Here is a 19,319-nt window from a genome sequence, read left to right as displayed (position 1 = left end):
AAAAGCCGACGTGCCAAGCGCTAGCGCTTCGCCCGTCGATCCGTTGAACTAATTCCGTATTTCCGGACGACGTATAGGCCGGTAAATGCCTACGGCTCGCCCCCGAAAATCAGGCGCGGAACCTATGCGCGGTATTTGCAAAGGTCAAGCGCCTGTTACGGATTTTTGCGGGACTGCATTTTCGCAGTAAAAGGGGCTGCCACAAAGCGCGGCAGCCCCCGGTATTCAGGCCCGGAATCCGGCCCTAGTCTTCAGTATTTTCGGCCACATCTTCCGCCTTTTCCGCTTCCGCGGCTTCAGCGATTTCCGTTGGCAGAGCTTCAGCCGCAGCAGCTGCTGCTTTCTTGCGCTCTTCCAGCATGTCCGAATCAAGATCGTCAGCGACAGCCTGATAGCGGCGCATGCCACCCCCGGACCCGGCCGGGATCAGACGACCCACGATGACGTTCTCTTTCAGGCCTTCAAGCGTATCGGCCTTGCCCTGAACAGCCGCTTCGGTCAGCACACGCGTCGTCTCCTGGAACGACGCCGCGGAGATGAAGGAGCGCGTCTGCAGCGACGCCTTGGTGATCCCGAGAAGAACCGGTTTGCCTTCGGCGACCTTTTTCTTCTTCTTGGCCAGAGCGTCATTGGTTTCGAGGAACTCGATCTTGTCGACCTGCTCACCCGCCAGCCAGGACGTATCGCCCGGATCCGAGATCTCGATCTTCTGCAGCATCTGACGGACAATCGTCTCGATGTGCTTGTCGTTGATCGGCACGCCCTGCAGGCGATAGACCTCCTGGATTTCCGTCACCAGATATTTCGCCAGCGCCTCGGTCCCGAGGGTGGCCAGAATATCGTGCGGCGCCGGGTGACCATCGAGCAGGTATTCGCCCTTCTGGATCACATCGCCTTCCTGAACCGTCAGGTGTTTGCCTTTCGGGACGAGGTAATCGACCTTCTCTTCCGGATTTTCCTCCGACACGATCGAGATACGGCGCTTGTTCTTGTAGTCACGGCCGAATTCGACACGTCCGGTGATGTCTGCAATGACCGCATGATCCTTCGGACGGCGGGCTTCGAAGAGCTCCGCAACCCGCGGCAGACCACCGGTAATATCGCGGGTCTTGGCCCCTTCCGTCGGGATACGCGCAATCACGTCACCCGGCTTCACCGTGTCACCGTCCTGAACCGAGAGGATGGCGCCGACGGCCAGCATGTAGCTGGCGGTTGAACCATTCTCGAACTTGACCGGCTCGCCATTCTTGTCCTGAACAACCACCATCGGCTGGAGGCCGGCACCTTTCGGAGCCGAGCGCCAGTCAATGATGACGCGCGAGGAGATACCCGTGGCTTCGTCGGCTTCATCCTTGACCGAGACACCGTCGATGATGTCGATCAGCTTGGCCGTACCACCGGTTTCGGTCACGATCGGCGTGGTATACGGGTCCCATTCCGCCATGCGCTCGCCGCGCTTGATGGCCTTGCCTTCGTCGAAATGGACCTTGGCGCCGTAGGTCAGCTTGTGCGACTCGAGCACCTTGCCGTCCTTGTCGACGATTTTCATGATCATGTTGCGGGCCATGACAATGAAGAAGCCATCGGCATTCTTCACGGTCGCGCGGTTGTCGAACGACACCTTGCCTTCGTGCGTCGCTTCGATGAAGGACTGCTCCGACACCTGGGCCGTACCACCAATGTGGAAGGTCCGCATGGTCAGCTGGGTACCCGGTTCACCAATGGACTGGGCCGCGATCACACCGACCGCTTCGCCCATATTCACCGGCGTGCCGCGCGCCAGGTCGCGGCCATAACACGTGGCACAGATGCCGACGCGGGTTTCGCAGGTCAGCGGCGACCGGACCCGGATGGACTGAACGCCAGCCGCTTCCAGTTCCAGCACTTTTTCCTCGTCGAAGAACTCGCCGGCCTTGATGGCCACCTTGCCGTCTTCGCCCTTGGCGTCTTCCGCCGCATAACGGCCGAGCACGCGCTCGCCGAGCGACACAACAATATCACCGCCGTCAACGACAGCTTCCATATTGATGCCTTCGCTGGTACCACAATCCTGCTCGGACACGATGCAGTCCTGCGCCACGTCAACCAGACGGCGGGTCAGATAACCCGAGTTGGCCGTTTTCAGCGCGGTATCTGCCAGACCCTTACGGGCACCGTGGGTCGAGTTGAAGTATTCAAGAACGGTCAGGCCTTCCTTGAAGTTCGACACGATCGGCGTTTCGATGATCTCGCCGGACGGCTTGGCCATGAGGCCGCGCATACCTGCCAGCTGTTTCATCTGGTTCTTCGAGCCCCGCGCGCCGGAGTGCGCCATCATGTAGACGGAGTTCACTTCCTTGCCGCCTTCAAAATCGTAAGGCTGGGCAATCTCGTCCATCATGGCGTCGGCGACGCGGTCGGTACATTTCGCCCAAGCGTCCACGACCTTGTTGTACTTCTCACCACGGGTGATGAGACCATCAACATATTGCTGCTCGTATTCGCCCACCAGCGTGCGGGTCTCATTGACCAGCGTTGCTTTGGCAGCCGGGATCAGCATGTCGTCCTTGCCGAAGGAAATACCGGCCTTGCAGGCTTCACGGAAACCGAGGCCCATGATCTGGTCCGCAAAGATGACCGTCGCCTTCTGGCCGCAGTGACGATAGACCTCGTCGATCATCGTGCCGATCGCCTTCTTGGTCATCAGCTCGTCGGCAATTTTCCACGACACGCGGGCGTGCTTGGGCAGACGGTCAATGATCATCATCCGGCCCGGCGTGGTGTCCACGCGCAGACGGACAGGCTCGTTATTCTCGTCGACCGTGTCGTACCGCATCTTGATTTTCGAGTGCAGCGACACGACGCCGGCTTCGAGCGCGGCTTCCATCTCGGCCATCGTGGCGAAGGTTGTGCCCTCGCCCGGCTCGCCATCCTTGTCGACGGACAGATAGTAGAGACCCAGCACGATATCCTGCGACGGCACGATGATCGGCTTGCCATTGGCCGGCGAGAGGATGTTGTTGGTCGACATCATCAACACGCGTGCTTCCAACTGGGCTTCCAGCGAAAGCGGAACGTGAACGGCCATCTGATCACCATCAAAGTCAGCGTTGAAAGCGGAGCAGACCAGCGGGTGCAACTGGATGGCTTTCCCTTCGATCAGCGTGGGTTCGAAGGCCTGGATGCCCAGACGGTGAAGCGTCGGTGCGCGGTTCAGGAGCACCGGGTGCTCGCGGATGACCTCGTCCAGCACGTCCCAGACTTCCGGCCGTTCTTTCTCGACCAGCTTCTTGGATTGCTTGACGGTACCCGAAAGGCCCTTGGCGTCCAGCCGCGCATAGATAAACGGCTTGAACAGCTCCAGCGCCATCTTTTTCGGCAGACCGCACTCGTGCAGTTTGAGTTCCGGACCCACCACGATCACGGAACGACCGGAGTAGTCGACCCGCTTGCCGAGCAGGTTCTGACGGAAGCGGCCCTGCTTGCCCTTCAGCATGTCTGAAAGGGATTTCAGCGGACGCTTATTGGTGCCGGTAATGGTCCGGCCACGACGGCCATTGTCGAACAGTGCGTCGACAGATTCTTGCAACATCCGCTTCTCGTTACGGATGATGATGTCCGGTGCGCGCAGTTCGATCAGGCGCTTCAGGCGGTTATTCCGGTTGATGACCCGGCGATAGAGATCGTTGAGGTCGGAGGTCGCAAAGCGGCCACCATCCAGCGGTACCAGCGGGCGCAGTTCCGGCGGAATGACCGGCACGATGGTCAGGATCATCCACTCCGGGCGATTGCCCGATGCGATGAAGTTTTCCAGAAGCTTCAGGCGCTTTGCATACTTCTTCAGCTTCAGCTCGGAACCGGTTTCCTTGATGTCTTCACGGACCTGCTGGGCCACCGCTTCCATATCCATATTCATCAGGACATCGCGAATGGCTTCCGCACCGATGCCGGCGCTGAATGCGTCTTCGCCATACTCGTCCTGCGCATCCATGTATTCTTCTTCGGTGAGAAGCTGGAAAGGCTGGAGCGGGGTCAGGCCGGGTTCGGTGACGAGGAATTGCTCGAAATAGAGCACGCGCTCGACATCCTTGAGGGCCATGTCCAGGAACAGCGAGATCCGGGACGGCAGTGATTTCAGGAACCAGATGTGAGCCACCGGCGCAGCGAGCTCGATATGGCCCATGCGCTCACGGCGCACACGCGCCAGGGTGACTTCAACGCCGCATTTCTCGCAGGTAATCCCCTTGAACTTGATGCGCTTGTATTTGCCGCAAAGGCATTCGTAATCCTTGGTCGGGCCAAAGATACGGGCACAGAACAGACCATCCCGCTCGGGCTTGAAAGTCCGGTAATTGATCGTCTCGGGCTTCTTCACCTCGCCGAACGACCAGGACCGGATTTTCTCCGGGCTGGCAAGCGAAATCCGGATGCGGTCGAAGGACGGGCCTTCGGCAGCCGGGTTGAAGATGTTCATGACCTCATGGTTCATGTTGCCGTCTCCTAAAAGGGAGTGACGGCGGAGCCAGGCAAGCTCCGCCGGAATTTAAAAACTACTCGTTCTTCAGCTCGACATTCAGGCCCAGCGAACGCATCTCTTTGACCAGCACGTTGAAGCTTTCGGGAACCCCCGCTTCAAACGTGTCGTCACCGCGAACAATCGCTTCATAGACCTTGGTGCGGCCCGCAACGTCATCCGACTTCACGGTCAGCAGTTCCTGGAGGATGTAGGCGGCGCCGTAGGCCTGCAAGGCCCACACTTCCATCTCGCCGAAGCGCTGACCGCCGAACTGCGCCTTGCCGCCCAACGGCTGCTGGGTGACAAGGCTGTAAGGCCCGATCGCACGGGCGTGGATCTTGTCGTCGACCAGGTGGTGCAGCTTCAGAAGGTGCTTGATGCCAACCGTCACGCGGCGGTGGAACATCTCGCCGGTCCGTCCGTCATAAAGCTTGGACTGACCCGATTCTTCCAGACCCGCCATTTTCAGATGATCGACAATGTCCGGCTCGCGGGCACCGTCAAAGACCGGCGTCGCAATCGGCACACCATTGGCGAGGTTCCGGCCCAGCTCGGCCAGCTCTTCGTCCGACTTCGGCAGTTCCTGGTCCTTGCCATAGACTTCAGCCAGCTTGGCTTTCAGGTCCTGGCTCTTGCCATCGCGCTTATAGCCTTCATAGAGCTCGCCAATCTGACGGCCGAGACCCTTACAGGCAAAGCCCAGATGGGTTTCGAGAATCTGACCGACATTCATCCGCGAAGGCACGCCCAGCGGGTTCAGCACGAGGTCAACCGGCGTACCGTCTTCCAGATACGGCATGTCTTCCAGCGGCGCGATCTTGGAGATCACACCCTTGTTACCGTGACGCCCGGCCATCTTGTCGCCCGGCTGCAGCTTGCGCTTCACAGCCACGAAGACCTTGACCATTTTCATCACACCCGGTGGCAACTCATCACCGCGCTGAAGCTTGTCGACCTTGTCCTCGAAACGGCGATCCAGCCGCGCCTTGGAGTCGTCATACTGCTTCTTCAGCGCTTCGACTTCGCCCATCGCCTTTTCGTCGTCGATGGCAATCTTCCACCACTGGCTGCGCGGCTCGTTGTCGAGGGCTTCCTGGGTGACTTCACCCTTTTTGAAGCCCTTCGGACCCGAAGTCGCTTTCTTGCCGAGCAGCAGATCACCCAGACGCGAATAGATGTTGCGTTCCAGAATGGTCAGCTCGTCATCGCGGTCCTTGCCGAGGCGTTCGATTTCCTCACGCTCGATGGCAATGGCGCGTTGGTCCTTGTCGACACCGTGACGGTTGAAGACGCGGACCTCGACGACCGTGCCGGTCGTGCCCGGCGGCAGACGCAGCGAGGTGTCCCGCACATCGGAGGCTTTTTCACCGAAGATGGCGCGCAGAAGCTTTTCTTCCGGCGTCATCGGGCTTTCACCCTTCGGCGTCACCTTGCCAACGAGAATATCGCCGGATTCAAGCTCGGCGCCGACCGATACGATACCGGCTTCGTCGAGATTGCGGAGGGCTTCCTCGCCGACATTCGGGATGTCGCGCGTGATTTCTTCCGGTCCCAGCTTGGTATCGCGGGCCATGACCTCGAACTCTTCAAGGTGGATCGACGTGAAGACGTCGTCCCGCACGATGCGTTCGGAGATGAGGATGGAGTCCTCGAAGTTATAGCCATTCCACGGCATGAAGGCGACGAGCACATTCTTGCCGAGCGCGAGCTCACCGAGATCGGTCGACGGGCCATCAGCAATGATATCCCCTGCCCGCACCTCATCGCCGACCTTCACGATCGGGCGCTGATTGATACAGGTCGACTGGTTCGACCGCTGGAATTTGGCGAGACGATAAATGTCCACGCCCGATTGTGCCGCATCGACGTCGCCCGTCGCCCGGACAACGATACGCGTGGCATCCACCTGCTCAATCACACCATCTCGGCGCGCGGCAATCGCCGCACCGGAATCGCGCGCCACAACCTCTTCCAGGCCGGTGCCGACCAGCGGCGCCTCGGCTTGCAGAAGCGGAACGGCCTGACGCTGCATGTTCGAACCCATGAGGGCGCGGTTGGCGTCATCGTTTTCAAGGAAGGGGATCAACGCTGCCGCAACCGAAACAACCTGTTTCGGCGAAACGTCGATATAATCCACATCCTCACGCGGGGTCAGGGTCGCATCGCGGCCCGGTCCAACGCGGCAATTGACGAATTCATTGTCCAGCAAGCCCTTGTCGCTCACCGTCGCATTCGCCTGAGCGATGTTATAGCGCGCCTCTTCCATGGCGGAGAGATAATGCACTTCATCGGTCAGCTTGCCGTTTTCAACCTTGCGGTACGGGCTTTCGATGAAGCCGTACTTGTTGACGCGGGCATAGGTCGACAGCGAGTTGATCAGGCCGATATTCGGGCCTTCCGGCGTTTCAATAGGGCAGATCCGGCCATAGTGGGTCGGGTGCACGTCGCGGACTTCGAAACCGGCGCGCTCACGTGTCAGACCACCCGGCCCAAGCGCCGAAAGACGGCGCTTGTGGGTGACTTCCGACAGCGGATTGGTCTGGTCCATGAATTGCGACAGCTGCGAGGAGCCAAAGAATTCGCGAACCGCCGCAGCGGCCGGCTTTGCATTGACCAGATCGTGCGGCATGACGGTTTCGATATCGACAGAGCTCATCCGCTCCTTGATGGCGCGCTCCATCCGCAGCAGACCGATGCGATACTGATTTTCCATCAGCTCGCCGACCGACCGCAGACGGCGATTGCCGAGATTGTCGATGTCGTCGATTTCGCCACGGCCATCCCGCAGACCCACCAGGGTCTGAAGCACGGCCAGAATGTCTTCCTTGCGCAGGACGCGCATATCATCCGGCGCATCGAGATCGAGGCGCATATTCATTTTCACACGGCCCACCGCGGAAAGGTCATAGCGCTCGGAATCGAAGAACAGACCCTGGAACATGGCTTCCGCCGTCTCCGGGGTCGGCGGCTCGCCGGGGCGCATGACGCGGTAGATGTCGACCAGAGCCTGGTCGCGCGTGTCATTCTTGTCGGCCGCCAGGGTCTGCTGCATGTACGGGCCGCGGGACTGGTTATCGATGTCCAGAATATCTAGCGACTTGAACTTCTGCTCGCGCAGCGCCTCGATCACCTCTTCAGTGATCTCGTCGCCGGCTTCGGCATAAATCTCGCCGGTCTTGGTGTTCACCAGATCCTCGGCGACAAAACGGCCCATCAGGCCTTCATCGCTGAGCAGGATGTCCTTCAGACCGTCTTCGGCCAGCTTGTTGGCGGCACGGGCGGCAATCTTCTTGCCGGCCGGCGCCACAACTTCACCGGATTTCGCGTCGATCAGGTCGAAGGACGGCTTCATGCCGCGCCAGCGTTCCTTGACGAAAGGAACCGCCCATCCGCCCTTGACCAGCTTCACAGTGATGCGCTCGTAGAAGGTCGCGAGGATTTCCTCGCGGTCCATGCCGAGCGCATACATCAGTGTCGTCGCCGGCAGTTTCCGACGGCGGTCCAGACGCATGTGAACCACGTCCTTGGCATCGAACTCGAAGTCCAGCCAGGAGCCGCGATAGGGAATGATCCGCGCGGCGAACAGGAACTTGCCCGATGCGTGCGTCTTGCCGCGGTCGTGGTCAAAGAACACGCCCGGGCTGCGGTGCATCTGAGAGACGATCACGCGTTCGGTGCCGTTGACGACAAAGGTGCCCTTGTCGGTCATCAGCGGGATATCGCCCATGTAGACGTCCTGCTCCTTGATGTCCTTGACGGACTTGGAGCCGGTTTCTTCGTCCACATCAAAGACGATCAGGCGCATCTTGACCTTCAGCGGCGCGGCGTATGTCAGATCGCGCTGCTCGCATTCATCAACGTCAAACTTCGGCGGCTCGAATTCATAGGACACAAAGTCCAGAACCGACTTTTCCGAAAAATCCTTGATCGGAAAGACGGATTTGAAAACGGCCTGAAGACCTTCATCGCCGCGCTCCGCAGCGGGAACATCTTTCATCAGGAACTGATCATAGGAGCTTTTCTGCACCTCGATCAGATTTGGCATCGGGACGGTTTCGGGAATGACTCCGAAAGATTTGCGAATGCGCTTTTTGCCGGTGAACGACAGACCCATGTCGGCTCCCTTTGCAGCCTTGGCTGCACCTTTGTGTTCCAGTTCCGCACCGGAATGATGCGGCTGCCTGCTATGCCGGCCACCCGGATCGCCGGGCGGAAAGCGTCAGACCCATCCCGGCGCAGGCTGGCGGGGATCGGCGAATTCCGTTTCAGAGACGGGTCGACGGACGCATGGAAAACCCCATGCGTCCGTCAATGTCCCTGTCGATTCTGCAAGCAGAACCTATTTCAGCTCGACAGTAGCGCCTGCTTCTTCGAGCTTCTTCTTGATCTCTTCAGCTTCAGCTTTCGGAGCGGCTTCCTTGACGGCTTTGCCGCCGGCTTCCACCAGTTCCTTGGCTTCTTTGAGGCCCAGGCCGGTGATGGCGCGGACTTCTTTGATCACGTTGATTTTCTTGTCGCCGGCTTCCATCAGGACGACGTCGAACTCGTCTTTCTCTTCAGCAGCAGCTTCGCCACCGGCGGCCGGGCCAGCAACAGCCACAGCAGCGGCGGCCGGCTTGATGCCTTTTTCTTCGAGAAGGTCGTTGAGTTCTTTGGCTTCCAGAATGGTGAGGCCCAGGAGTTCGTCTGCGAGTTTAGCTACATCAGCCATTTGTTTTCAGTCCTTGATAAGTCGAGTTGGTTCGAAAGCGGAGAATGACGCACCTCAGGCTTCGGCTTTTTCGCCGATAACCTGTATCTGTCCGGCCAGTGTCTGGCCCGGAGAGGTGATACGCGAGACAACTTCGCCAGCCTGACCCAGAAGACGGGCCGCAACCATTCCGATGAGTTCTTCACGCGACGGCATTTTCGACAGAGCCGCAACGCCATTGGCGTCGAAGACTTCTGCTTCCATGAAACCGCCGAGAATTTCGAACTTGTCGTTATTCTTGGCATAGGCGACTGCAGCCTTGGGCGCGGCGGTGAAGTCTTCAGAGAAAGCGATCCCGACGGGACCGTTGAAATACTCTGAAGCACCCTCAGCGCTGTTACCCTGAAGTGCAATCTTGGCGAGACGATTGCGCACCACTTTGAACGTGCCACCGGTTTCCCGGAGCTTGGTACGCAAGTCCGTCATTTCCGCAACGGTCATGCCCGAATAGTGGGCAATGACCACGGAGCCGCTCGAGAAGATACCCTTGAGCTCTTCGACGGAGGCTTCCTTGGTCAAACGATCCATTTGCGGTCTCCCTGTTAGGACACTTCCCCATGAAGTGCCCGGTGAAGACGCCCCGAATGCGCCTGTAGCCGTGAGGCCCAGAACGCGCCCAAAGCGCATTCCTGTCCCAGGGCTCGAACCAACACCCCCGCCTCAGCGGGACCGTCAAATTCTTGCTCTGTCTCACCCAGGGCCCTTGCGGAATTAAGACAGACCGGATGGTCTGCCCCCTGCGATCTCGGACAGGTTGGCCGGAATCGGCACTATGCCGCTTCCGACCGGACCGGCGGTGTTAACCACCAGATTACCTTCTTGACAAGCCCTATGCGGACGGCGCTGCAGCCGCGGCTTCGGAAATGTCAACTTTCACGCCCGGCCCCATGGTGGAGCTGAGTGCGATTTTCTTCAGATACGTGCCTTTGGCGCCCGACGGCTTGGCTTTCACAATCGCGTCGAGGAAGGCTTTGACATTCTCGTTCAGAGCCGCCTCGGTGAAGCTGGCTTTGCCGACACCGGCGTGAATGACACCGGCCTTTTCAGCGCGGAATTCAACAGCACCGCCCTTCGACGCTTCAATCGCCTTGGTGACATCCATGGTCACCGTACCGACTTTCGGGTTCGGCATCAGGCCGCGCGGGCCCAGCACCTTACCGAGACGGCCGACGAGCGGCATCATGTCCGGCGTGGCGATGACCTTGTCGAAATCAGAGCGGCCGCCCTGGATTTCTTCCATTAGGTCTTCAGCACCCACGATTTCGGCACCGGCCTTCTTGGCTTCCTCGGCCTTTTCACCTTTGGCGAAAACCGCAACGCGGACCGAACGGCCCGTGCCATTCGGCAGGCTGCACACGCCGCGGACCATCTGGTCAGCGTGGCGCGGATCGACATTCAGATTGATGGCGACCTCGATGGTCTCGTCAAACTTTGCAGTGGCATTGACCTTCACGATGGAAACGGCTTCGGCAACCGTATGCATCTTTTCGCGGTCAATCCCGGCGCGCGCAGCGCCAATTCTTTTTGCTACTTTTGCCATGGGACTTACTCCACCACATCCAGGCCCATCGAACGGGCGGAACCCGCGATGATTTTCGTTGCCTGATCAAGATCATTTGCGTTCAAATCCGCCATTTTCGCTTCGGCGATCTCGCGGCATTGCGACATCGTCACCTTGGCAATCGGCGCTGTGGAACCCGGCGCGCCGGATCCCTTTTGAACCTTGGCCGCCTTCTTCAGATAGAAGCTGGCCGGCGGTGTCTTGGTCACGAATGTGAAGGATTTGTCCTGGAAGACGGTGATGATGGTCGGGATTGGCATCCCTTTTTCCATCTCTTGCGTCTTGGCGTTGAACGCCTTGCAGAATTCCATGATGTTGACACCGTGCTGACCCAGCGCAGGACCGACCGGCGGGGACGGATTGGCCGCCCCGGCCGGAACTTGCAGCTTGATATAGCCGCTAATCTTCTTCGCCATTTCCCTCTACTCCAGTCAGGGAGAGCGCGGTGCGGTCACGGCATGGTCTTGCCCGTCACCTCCCGCACTCAATGTGATAATCAGGCCGCTTTTTCGACCTGACCGTAGTCCAGCTCGACCGGCGTGGCCCGGCCAAAGATATTGATTGCCACTTTCAGGCGGGCATTCTCCTCGTCCACTTCCTCCACGACGCCGTTAAAGCTCTGGAAGTGGCCATCGGTGACACGCACCGTCTCACCAACATCATAATGGACCGTCGGCATCGGACGCTCGGCGTCCTCTTCCATCTGACCCAGAATGCGTTTCACCTCGGTCTCGGAGACGGGCATCGGCTTGGTGCCGGACCCGAGAAAGCCCGTGACTTTCGGTGTGTTCTTCACGAGGTGATAGGCAGCATCCGTCATGTCCATCTTCACCAGCACATAGCCGGGGAAGTATTTGCGTTCGGATTGGACCTTGCGCCCCTTGCGCACCTCGACGACCTCTTCGGTCGGAACAAGAATCTCTTCAAAGCAGTCTTCCAGCCCTTTCTGGACCGCATCTGCCCTGATCGCCTCTGCCACCTTCTTTTCGAAGTTGGAATAGGCCTGAACGATATACCATCTGGAAGCCATGTGTTCCGGACTCCCTTAAGAACCAAGACGAAGAATGGCGGTGACCGCAGCGGAAATGCCGGAATCAACCGCGAAGAAAAACAGGGCCGCCAGCCCGGCCATGATCAGGACCATGATCGTCGAGACCAGAGTCTCCTGACGCGTCGTCCAGGTCACCTTGCGGGCTTCCTGCCGGACCTGCTGGAAGAACTGGAAGGGATTCACACCCTTCTTCTTCGGCGCAGGCGCGTCGTCTTTCTTGACAGGCGTATTTTTACCGATCGTCTTGGCCATTATACCTATTTAATCCGTCACCAGCGTTTTGCCAGACCCTGCGAGAATGGCAGGGGCGGAGGGACTCGAACCCCCGGCCCTCGGTTTTGGAGACCGATGCTCTACCAGCTGAGCTACACCCCTACAACAGAACGCAAAAAACACTCCGTTCAGCCTCGTCAGCTGCGCGTCGAAGGACGGCTTCTACACCCTGTCCGGTCTTTTGCAAACAGCCTTCTGCAAAAAAATGCGGCGGGCCGAAGCCCGCCGCACATACTGGTCTATGACCGATCTGCCTAGCGGCGGATCGTGACCCGGCCGTAAAAGTAACGGCCAGCCGTGTCATAGGTCTGCTGCAGTGTGTTCATGTCGTCATTGTTGGACACATAAGGCGGCGTCTCATTCGCGAGGTTACGCACACCGAAGGTCAGGCCAACACCTGAGTCCACGAAGTCATAAGCTGCTTGAACATCGTGATACATCACGCGCTCAGCGGTGTTCGACACGTTTGCCGGGTTCGACGAGAAGTCGGTAACTTCGTCGATGTAACGACCAACATAGTTGAACTGCCAGCTGTCAGAGACCACGCCCAAACGAAGCAGGGCGGAGATTTCCGGGAAGGCTGCAGGAGTCGTCGTGAACGGATCCTGAGCGAACCGGCCGGCGTATTCAGACACCGCACCACCTGGCAGCACCTGGTAAGCAAAGCTTTCCAGATACGTGACATCCAGGCCAGCAACGAACTGAGCCGTCGATTCGAAGATGTCGAAAGTCGGGCCCGAATAATCGATACCGAAGTCAACACCCGACGTCTCATAGGTGGACAGGTTGGCGTTCGTCAGCAAAACGCCAGCCAGAACACCAACAGCCGAACGACGCGCACCACCTGGGCCTGGCAAAGGAGAGGCCAGAGCCGAACCTGTCACGCCGGTGTAACCCGGGCCTGCAATCAGTGCGCACAACGGATCCGAGAAGTTCGGCGAATTGTAGCACGAGTTTGCAATCGTGTTGACGTCCGCAGAACCTACAGCCTGTGTTAGCTCGAACGAGAAGTAATCAGCCGAGAAGGTGAAGTCTTCCAGGATCGGCGTACCGGACGGCGTAAACACCACACCGAAGGTATAACCTTCCGATTCTTCCGGCGTCAGGTTCGGGTTACCACCAACAACACCAGAAGCCTGCGTCGAGGTCAGCGTGAAGTTGCCCGGCAGACCATCAGCCTGACAGTTCGCAATGAGCGTCGCTGACGCACCTGATGTCGCATAGTTCGTACACGGATCCGTGTACTGAACCGCACTTTGCGCTTGTGGTGCAAACAATTCGCCGATCGACGGAGCCCGGAAGCCGGTCGAGAACGAACCGCGGACGCGGACCTGATCATTCGGCGCCCACTCGGCTTTGATCGCCCAGGTGTTGGAGTCAAAGCTGTTGCTCACACCCGTTCCGTTCACGTCATAAGACGACGCACGAGCCGAGAGTTCGACAGCCAGCAATTCGGCAAATTCAACACCGGACAGGATGGGAAGACGAACTTCGCCGTAGAATTCCTGCGAAGTGATATCGCCCTGAGTCGAGTTCCCGGACACGAAGTAGATCTGGCCGATCTGCGCCGCACCATCGGGAATGAACTCGCCGGTATCGCGGCGGCGCTCATAACCGACTGCCCAGCCGATTTCACCACCCGGAAGCTGCAGGCCACCCAGATCACCCGACAGGTTGGCCTGGAAGGACAAACGTGTCTGACGGGAAACTGGTGAGTGACGCACAAGGAAGTAGTTGGCGATAGCATCGGTCAGCGTATCAGTCCGGAACGGGTCCCAGATCAGATTGGCAGGGGTCTGACACGCACCAGCCGCCAGAGAGGCCGGGTCATTACACAGCACTTCAGCCGCGCGAACCGGGTTCGCCTGACCATCGATGACGCGTGCGTCAACATAACGGCCATAAGACAGTGACGTATCCCAGAAGATGCCAGCCGGCAGCATGCCTTCAAGGCCGAAGATCGACCGCCAGGACGACGCGTCCTGGGTGAAGAAACGACCAGAGGTCAACTCAGCCAGACGACGGGCCACGAAGACGCCCTCGCCAGTCGGGTTGTTCGGGTGGAAGGCCGGAACCAACGGAAACCAGAAGGTGCCAACCGGTGCCAACTGCTGCTGGGAAGACCGCTGGGCGAACATGAATTCACCGTAAGCGGTCGCCTGACCGAAGCGGTCAGAATTCAGCACGTCATATTCGGCATCAAAGAAACCGGACCACACTTCTTGCGGCGTGACCATGTAGGAACGAGCCGCGAAGTTATAGCCATCGGCTGGCGTGAACGCGCGGAGCGTGTTGGTCGTCGGGTCGAGAACCGCACCGCCATTACCAAATTGTGCCGTGAAGTTCGGCGAATTGGCGCCATTACCGAAGATCTGACCCGGATAGGCCGTACCCGAACCACCGCAGATCAGCTGGCCGCCCACTTCTGCCCAAGGACAGGCAGAGAACGGACGATCACCCTGAAGGATGGTGCCGCGATCAAAATATTCGAGGTTGGCGGTAAAGCGGCCACCGTCGAAGGAACGACCAAAGGTCATACCATAGCGGTATATCTGGCCATCGCCTTCACCCGTCACATCGTACTGAGCGAAAGCTTCAAAGCCTTCGACATCGTCGCGGGTGATGATATTGACCACGCCGGCGATCGCGTCCGAACCGTAAACGGTCGAAGCGCCATCGCGCAGAACTTCAACACGGCCGATCAAGGAAACCGGGATCATGTTGAGGTCAGCAGTACCACCGGTATTAGCCGGCGTCACGCGACGGCCATTGACCAGAACCAGCGTCCGGTTCGGGCCGAGGCCGCGAAGCGAGATGGTGGCCTGACCGCCAGAACCGTTATTGGTCCGGCTGGTGGTTTCACCGCCCGGAGCAAAAGTGATCTGGTCGGCAAAGTCTTCCAGCGTACGAACGGCCTGAACATTCAGGTCATCCTGGCCCACAACCGTGATCGGGCTGACCGAGGTCAGCTCGCTGCGGCCGATCCGTGAACCGGTCACGATGATGCGGTCGTCCGCCGCACCGTCTTGCGCAAAGGCGGGAGCCGCAAAGCCCAGTCCGCCGATGAGCGTGCTTGCCATCAGGCAAGCCTTGAGAGTTCTCTGTTTCACTCTGAATTCCCTCCGAGTCATTAACAGTATCAACAACGCCGGTTGATCCGGCTGGTTTAGGCGCCGGTTGATCCGGCTGGTTTGGTAGTTTTTGGGTTGCCCCTGATATCACCGAGTCGCAATTACGACACAGCACCGTCACAAATGGTGACTGATGCAGCCCTGACGGTCAATGACAGGGATGTAATCTGCCTCATCTCACCGTGATAAGCCCCCCGGAGTGTTGCTGAATGGTCGCATATTCTCGTGGCAGGTTATTTTATCGGAGCCCACTCAATGCTGCATATGCGAACGAATCGGCCGCGCAACGGTCAAATCGGGCTGAATCGGGCAGAACACCCCTTCCCGCATGAAAAAGGGGCGCTGCCGGTGTGGCAACGCCCCTGATCGGGTTTGACTTTGGCTGAGGCCCTAGTCGGTGATTTTGGACACCACGCCGGCGCCGACCGTGCGGCCACCTTCGCGGATAGCAAAACGCAGACCCTGATCCATCGCGATCGGCGTGATCAGTTCAACGCTCAGCTCGGCATTATCGCCCGGCATCACCATTTCCGTACCCTCTTTCAGGGTCACAACACCCGTCACATCCGTCGTCCGGAAGTAGAATTGCGGGCGGTAATTGGTGAAGAACGGAGTGTGACGTCCACCCTCTTCCTTCGTCAGGATATAGGCTTCCGCCTCGAACTTCGCGTGCGGCGTGATCGAACCCGGCTTGGCCAGAACCTGACCGCGCTCCACACCTTCACGGTCGATACCGCGCAGGAGAACGCCGACATTGTCGCCCGCCTGGCCCTGATCGAGCAGCTTGCGGAACATCTCAACGCCCGTGCAGGTCGTCGTCTTCGTGTCACGCACGCCGACGATGGCAATCTCTTCGCCCACCTTCACAACACCGCGCTCGATACGGCCGGTCACAACCGTACCCCGGCCGGAAATCGAGAACACGTCCTCGATCGGCATCAGGAAAGGCAGGTCCACCGGACGTTCCGGCGTCGGGATGTATTCATCCACAGCCGCCATCAGTTCACGGATCTTGTCTTCGCCAATGGCATTGTCGCGGCCTTCAAGAGCGGCCAGAGCCGAACCGGCAATGATCGGAATATCGTCACCCGGGAAGTCATAGGACGACAGAAGCTCGCGCACTTCCATCTCGACGAGCTCGAGGAGCTCCTCATCATCCACCTGGTCAACCTTGTTCAGGAACACCACCAGGGCCGGAACGCCAACCTGACGCGCCAGAAGGATGTGCTCGCGCGTCTGCGGCATCGGGCCGTCCGCCGCGTTCACAACCAGGATCGCGCCGTCCATCTGCGCCGCACCCGTGATCATGTTCTTCACATAGTCAGCGTGTCCCGGGCAGTCCACGTGCGCATAGTGACGATTGTCCGTCTCATACTCAACGTGCGCCGTCGAAATGGTGATCCCGCGGGCCTTCTCTTCCGGCGCTGCATCAATCTCATCATAAGCCTTGAAGTCACCAAAATATTTCGTAATCGCTGCGGTCAGCGTTGTTTTGCCGTGGTCAACGTGACCAATCGTGCCAATGTTCGCATGCGGCTTCGTGCGCTCAAACTTTTCCTTGGCCATTGCTTTTCATCCTTGTGATGTAACCGGACCAACGGCGCTGAAACCAGCGCACGTCCAAAACTGAGCGCGGGGGATAGCGTCCACTTGCCATAAACGCAAGGGGGTTGCGGCAATGGATGTGTAAACGCGGCAGGACTGTGCTTTGCCTGCTTTATACGGACGGCATGACGGGCTTCCGCCGGCGCCAGATTCCGAACAGACCCAGCCCGCCGATAATGCCGAAGGCAAAGGGCGCCGGCGTCTGCCACAGGGAATCGCTGCCCATGATCGCGGTCGCCAGGCCGAGTGCACCAAAACCCGCCATCATCGCAGTGGCAAAAACGGCCAGAACAATCTCCTTCGGACGCATCGCCACGAACGCAAAAGCTGCCGAACACACGAGAAGCGCCACAGTCCCGTCATGCCAGGTGAAATAGCTGAGCCAGACAACGACTTCCGGCAAGCTCGGCGCATTGCGAATGGCCTCCACGACCAGCGGGCCGCCAAGGAAGGCATGGGCGAAAGCCATGGCCAGAGCAGCTATAGCCGCCAATATGAAGGCAAGCTTCGACATGCAATCCCTCGCGAAAAGAGGGAGCGTGGCACGTCAGACAGTGAATGAGAAGGCTGGAGCGGGTAGACGGGATCGAACCGACATATTCAGCTTGGAAGGCTGCTGCTCTACCATTGAGCTATACCCGCACTCAGACGTGACGAATGCGATGGTGGAGGGGGCTGGATTCGAACCAGCGTACGCTCTCGCGGCCAGATTTACAGTCTGGTGCCTTTAACCACTCGACCACCCCTCCATACGCATTCGAGGCGCGACAAACGTCTTATCGCCAGATAAAACGCAGATGCAACACATCGTCTCCGTCAATCCGGTCCGGATTGCAGTCGCACGGCGGCTTTACAGGAGGCCCCGATCAACGGAGCGCGGACTATAGTGATGAAGAACCAAGGGCGCAACCGCCCCAATTCAGCATATAAAACAAGGCCTTCACGCGATTCCGAGGCCGACAGCATCGGCTGGATCTGGGGCCGACACGCTGTCCTTGCTGCGCTCGCGAATCCGCGACGCGAGGTGAAACGATTGCTGCTGACGCTGAATGCCCAGCGCGACGTCCCTGAAGGCACAGAATTCGAGGACATGAAGCCGGACGCGATTTCCGCCCATCTGCCCGATGGCGCCGTGCATCAGGGCTTTGCCATGCGCGCCACCGCGCCGGACCCGGAATCGGTCAATGCCGTCGTCGATCCGACCCACGGCATTCTGGTCGTGCTTGATTCGGTGACGGACCCGCACAATGTCGGCGCGGTTTTCCGCTCGGCCGCCGCATTTGGCGCGCGCGCTGTGGTCATGCAGGACCGCAAGGCCCCGCCCCTTTTCGGGGCCGTCGCCAAGGCGTCGGTCGGGGCCACCGAGACCGTGCGCCATGTCCGCGTCACCAATATTGCCGATACGCTGATCGGGTTTCGCGAAGCCGGGCGATTCGTCATCGGTCTGGACGGTGAGGCCACCACCACCCTGCCCGAGGCCATCGCCAAACATGGCGGCCCCGGACTGGTCATCGTCATGGGCGCCGAGGACAAGGGCCTGCGTCCGCGCATTGCCGAAAACTGCGACCTGCTCGTCTCGATTCCGACCACGGGCAATATCGAAAGCCTGAACATTTCCAACGCCGCCGCGATTGCGCTCTATGCGGCGTATGCGGCGCGCTCTGCCCACACGGTTTGACCCGCTTCGGCCATCATGCTGATTTGCAATTGAACGCTGCGGGAGGAAAGCCATGTTCCGGATTGTCGAAGACCTGTTGAGCCCGGACCAGGTGGCGCACATTCTGCGGCTGGCCGATCAGGCGAACTTCGCCGACGGACGCGCTTCCAATCCGCACAACAAGGCCAAGAACAACCTGCAGATCGATTTCAGTGATCCGCGCTTTCAGGAAACCAGCCGGATCATGAATGAAGCCCTGTCGCAGAACCGGGTCTTCAATGATGCCGTCCTGCCCGCGCGGATGACGCCGTTGATGATCTCCCGCTACAAGCCGGGCATGAATTACGGCGTGCATTCCGATGCCGCCATCATCCCCGTGCGGCCCGTGCCAGTGCGCTCGGATGTCTCCTGCACCATCTTCCTCGCGGACCCTTCCACCTATGAGGGCGGAGAGCTCGTCGCCCATGTCGGCGATGGCGAGATCACGGTCAAGGGCAAGCCGGGCTCGGCCGTCTTCTACCCGTCAACGACCTATCACGAGGTCAAACCCGTCACCAAGGGCGAACGTATCGTCGCCATTGCCTTTATCGAAAGCCTGATCAAGGACGCCGAGAAGCGCAATCTGCTCTATGAGCTCGGCGAACTCATCGCCGAGGAAGGCTTCAACGTCTCCTGGGAAAACCGCACGCGGATGGAATTCCTCAAGAATAATCTGCGCCGCATGTGGGATGGCGAGTAGGCTGGGCGAAGCACAGTCAAAGGCGGGCGTCATCGAGGACGCCCTGCCCTTTTCCCT

13 protein-coding genes and 3 tRNA genes are annotated in these 19,319 nt (G+C 59.2%); 2 read left to right on the top strand and 14 right to left on the bottom strand.

Going from position 1 to position 19,319, the window contains the following annotated elements; translation table 11 throughout:
- Window positions 1-244 precede the first annotated feature (244 nt).
- The 14 genes from rpoC to P0D52_RS04990 form a co-directional block, all read right to left on the bottom strand.
- A complete protein-coding gene (gene rpoC / locus P0D52_RS05055; RefSeq protein WP_394694346.1) occupies window positions 245-4,468 on the bottom strand; it encodes a DNA-directed RNA polymerase subunit beta' in 4,224 nt (1,407 codons plus the stop codon).
- A gap of 61 nt (window positions 4,469-4,529) precedes the next feature.
- A complete protein-coding gene (rpoB, locus tag P0D52_RS05050) occupies window positions 4,530-8,609 on the bottom strand; it encodes a DNA-directed RNA polymerase subunit beta (RefSeq protein ID WP_394694345.1) in 4,080 nt (1,359 codons plus the stop codon).
- A gap of 225 nt (window positions 8,610-8,834) precedes the next feature.
- On the bottom strand, window positions 8,835-9,206 hold the full coding sequence (rplL, locus tag P0D52_RS05045) for a 50S ribosomal protein L7/L12 (protein ID WP_394694344.1): 372 nt from the start codon (window positions 9,204-9,206) through the stop codon (window positions 8,835-8,837).
- Between the two features lie 54 nt (window positions 9,207-9,260).
- Window positions 9,261-9,773 (bottom strand): 50S ribosomal protein L10, encoded by a 513-nt coding sequence (rplJ, locus tag P0D52_RS05040; RefSeq protein ID WP_394694343.1) that lies wholly within the window; start codon window positions 9,771-9,773, stop codon window positions 9,261-9,263.
- Window positions 9,774-10,074: 301 nt separating this feature from the next.
- On the bottom strand, window positions 10,075-10,785 hold the full coding sequence (gene rplA, locus P0D52_RS05035) for a 50S ribosomal protein L1 (protein ID WP_394694342.1): 711 nt from the start codon (window positions 10,783-10,785) through the stop codon (window positions 10,075-10,077).
- Window positions 10,786-10,790: 5 nt separating this feature from the next.
- Window positions 10,791-11,222 (bottom strand): 50S ribosomal protein L11, encoded by a 432-nt coding sequence (gene rplK / locus P0D52_RS05030; protein WP_394694341.1) that lies wholly within the window; start codon window positions 11,220-11,222, stop codon window positions 10,791-10,793.
- An 80-nt stretch (window positions 11,223-11,302) separates the two neighbouring features.
- On the bottom strand, window positions 11,303-11,836 hold the full coding sequence (nusG, locus tag P0D52_RS05025; RefSeq protein ID WP_394694340.1) for a transcription termination/antitermination protein NusG: 534 nt from the start codon (window positions 11,834-11,836) through the stop codon (window positions 11,303-11,305).
- Between the two features lie 15 nt (window positions 11,837-11,851).
- Window positions 11,852-12,109: a preprotein translocase subunit SecE gene (secE, locus tag P0D52_RS05020; protein WP_394694339.1), complete on the bottom strand. Its 258-nt coding sequence runs from the start codon at window positions 12,107-12,109 to the stop codon at window positions 11,852-11,854.
- A gap of 47 nt (window positions 12,110-12,156) precedes the next feature.
- Window positions 12,157-12,232 (bottom strand) — tRNA-Trp (locus P0D52_RS05015).
- Window positions 12,233-12,384: 152 nt separating this feature from the next.
- The gene (locus P0D52_RS05010) at window positions 12,385-15,240 is read right to left on the bottom strand and encodes a TonB-dependent receptor plug domain-containing protein (protein WP_394694338.1); all 2,856 of its coding nucleotides are present in this window, start codon (window positions 15,238-15,240) and stop codon (window positions 12,385-12,387) included.
- A gap of 411 nt (window positions 15,241-15,651) precedes the next feature.
- Entirely contained in the window at window positions 15,652-16,827 is a 1,176-nt protein-coding gene (gene tuf, locus P0D52_RS05005) for an elongation factor Tu (protein WP_394694337.1), read from the bottom strand.
- A 151-nt stretch (window positions 16,828-16,978) separates the two neighbouring features.
- Entirely contained in the window at window positions 16,979-17,380 is a 402-nt protein-coding gene (locus P0D52_RS05000; protein ID WP_394694336.1) for a hypothetical protein, read from the bottom strand.
- A 54-nt stretch (window positions 17,381-17,434) separates the two neighbouring features.
- Window positions 17,435-17,508 (bottom strand) — tRNA-Gly (locus P0D52_RS04995).
- Window positions 17,509-17,529: 21 nt separating this feature from the next.
- Window positions 17,530-17,615: transfer RNA gene (locus P0D52_RS04990), tRNA-Tyr, on the bottom strand.
- A gap of 140 nt (window positions 17,616-17,755) precedes the next feature.
- Here P0D52_RS04990 and P0D52_RS04985 point away from each other — a divergent pair.
- Together P0D52_RS04985 and P0D52_RS04980 are read left to right on the top strand one after the other, a co-directional pair.
- The gene (locus P0D52_RS04985) at window positions 17,756-18,544 is read left to right on the top strand and encodes a TrmH family RNA methyltransferase (protein ID WP_394694335.1); all 789 of its coding nucleotides are present in this window, start codon (window positions 17,756-17,758) and stop codon (window positions 18,542-18,544) included.
- Window positions 18,545-18,596: 52 nt separating this feature from the next.
- Complete coding sequence (locus P0D52_RS04980; RefSeq protein WP_394694334.1) at window positions 18,597-19,262, top strand: Fe2+-dependent dioxygenase; 666 nt, start codon at window positions 18,597-18,599, stop codon at window positions 19,260-19,262.
- Window positions 19,263-19,319 lie beyond the last annotated feature (57 nt).

This window comes from Hyphobacterium sp. (genome assembly GCF_043584775.1).
Classification (GTDB): Bacteria; Pseudomonadota; Alphaproteobacteria; order Caulobacterales; family Maricaulaceae; genus Hyphobacterium.
This window is presented reverse-complemented; position numbering and strand designations above follow the sequence as displayed.

Excerpts from the sequence above, each read along its gene's own strand:
- rpoC (WP_394694346.1), bottom strand. The coding sequence starts at position 4,468 with ATGAACCATGAGGTCATGAACATCTTCAACCCGGCTGCCGAAGGCCCG.
- rpoB (WP_394694345.1), bottom strand. The coding sequence starts at position 8,609 with ATGGGTCTGTCGTTCACCGGCAAAAAGCGCATTCGCAAATCTTTCGGA.
- rplL (WP_394694344.1), bottom strand. The coding sequence starts at position 9,206 with ATGGCTGATGTAGCTAAACTCGCAGACGAACTCCTGGGCCTCACCATT.
- rplJ (WP_394694343.1), bottom strand. The coding sequence starts at position 9,773 with ATGGATCGTTTGACCAAGGAAGCCTCCGTCGAAGAGCTCAAGGGTATC.
- rplA (WP_394694342.1), bottom strand. The coding sequence starts at position 10,785 with ATGGCAAAAGTAGCAAAAAGAATTGGCGCTGCGCGCGCCGGGATTGAC.
- rplK (WP_394694341.1), bottom strand. The coding sequence starts at position 11,222 with ATGGCGAAGAAGATTAGCGGCTATATCAAGCTGCAAGTTCCGGCCGGG.
- nusG (WP_394694340.1), bottom strand. The coding sequence starts at position 11,836 with ATGGCTTCCAGATGGTATATCGTTCAGGCCTATTCCAACTTCGAAAAG.
- secE (WP_394694339.1), bottom strand. The coding sequence starts at position 12,109 with ATGGCCAAGACGATCGGTAAAAATACGCCTGTCAAGAAAGACGACGCG.
- tuf (WP_394694337.1), bottom strand. The coding sequence starts at position 16,827 with ATGGCCAAGGAAAAGTTTGAGCGCACGAAGCCGCATGCGAACATTGGC.
- P0D52_RS05000 (WP_394694336.1), bottom strand. The coding sequence starts at position 17,380 with ATGTCGAAGCTTGCCTTCATATTGGCGGCTATAGCTGCTCTGGCCATG.
- P0D52_RS04985 (WP_394694335.1), top strand. The coding sequence starts at position 17,756 with ATGAAGAACCAAGGGCGCAACCGCCCCAATTCAGCATATAAAACAAGG.
- P0D52_RS04980 (WP_394694334.1), top strand. The coding sequence starts at position 18,597 with ATGTTCCGGATTGTCGAAGACCTGTTGAGCCCGGACCAGGTGGCGCAC.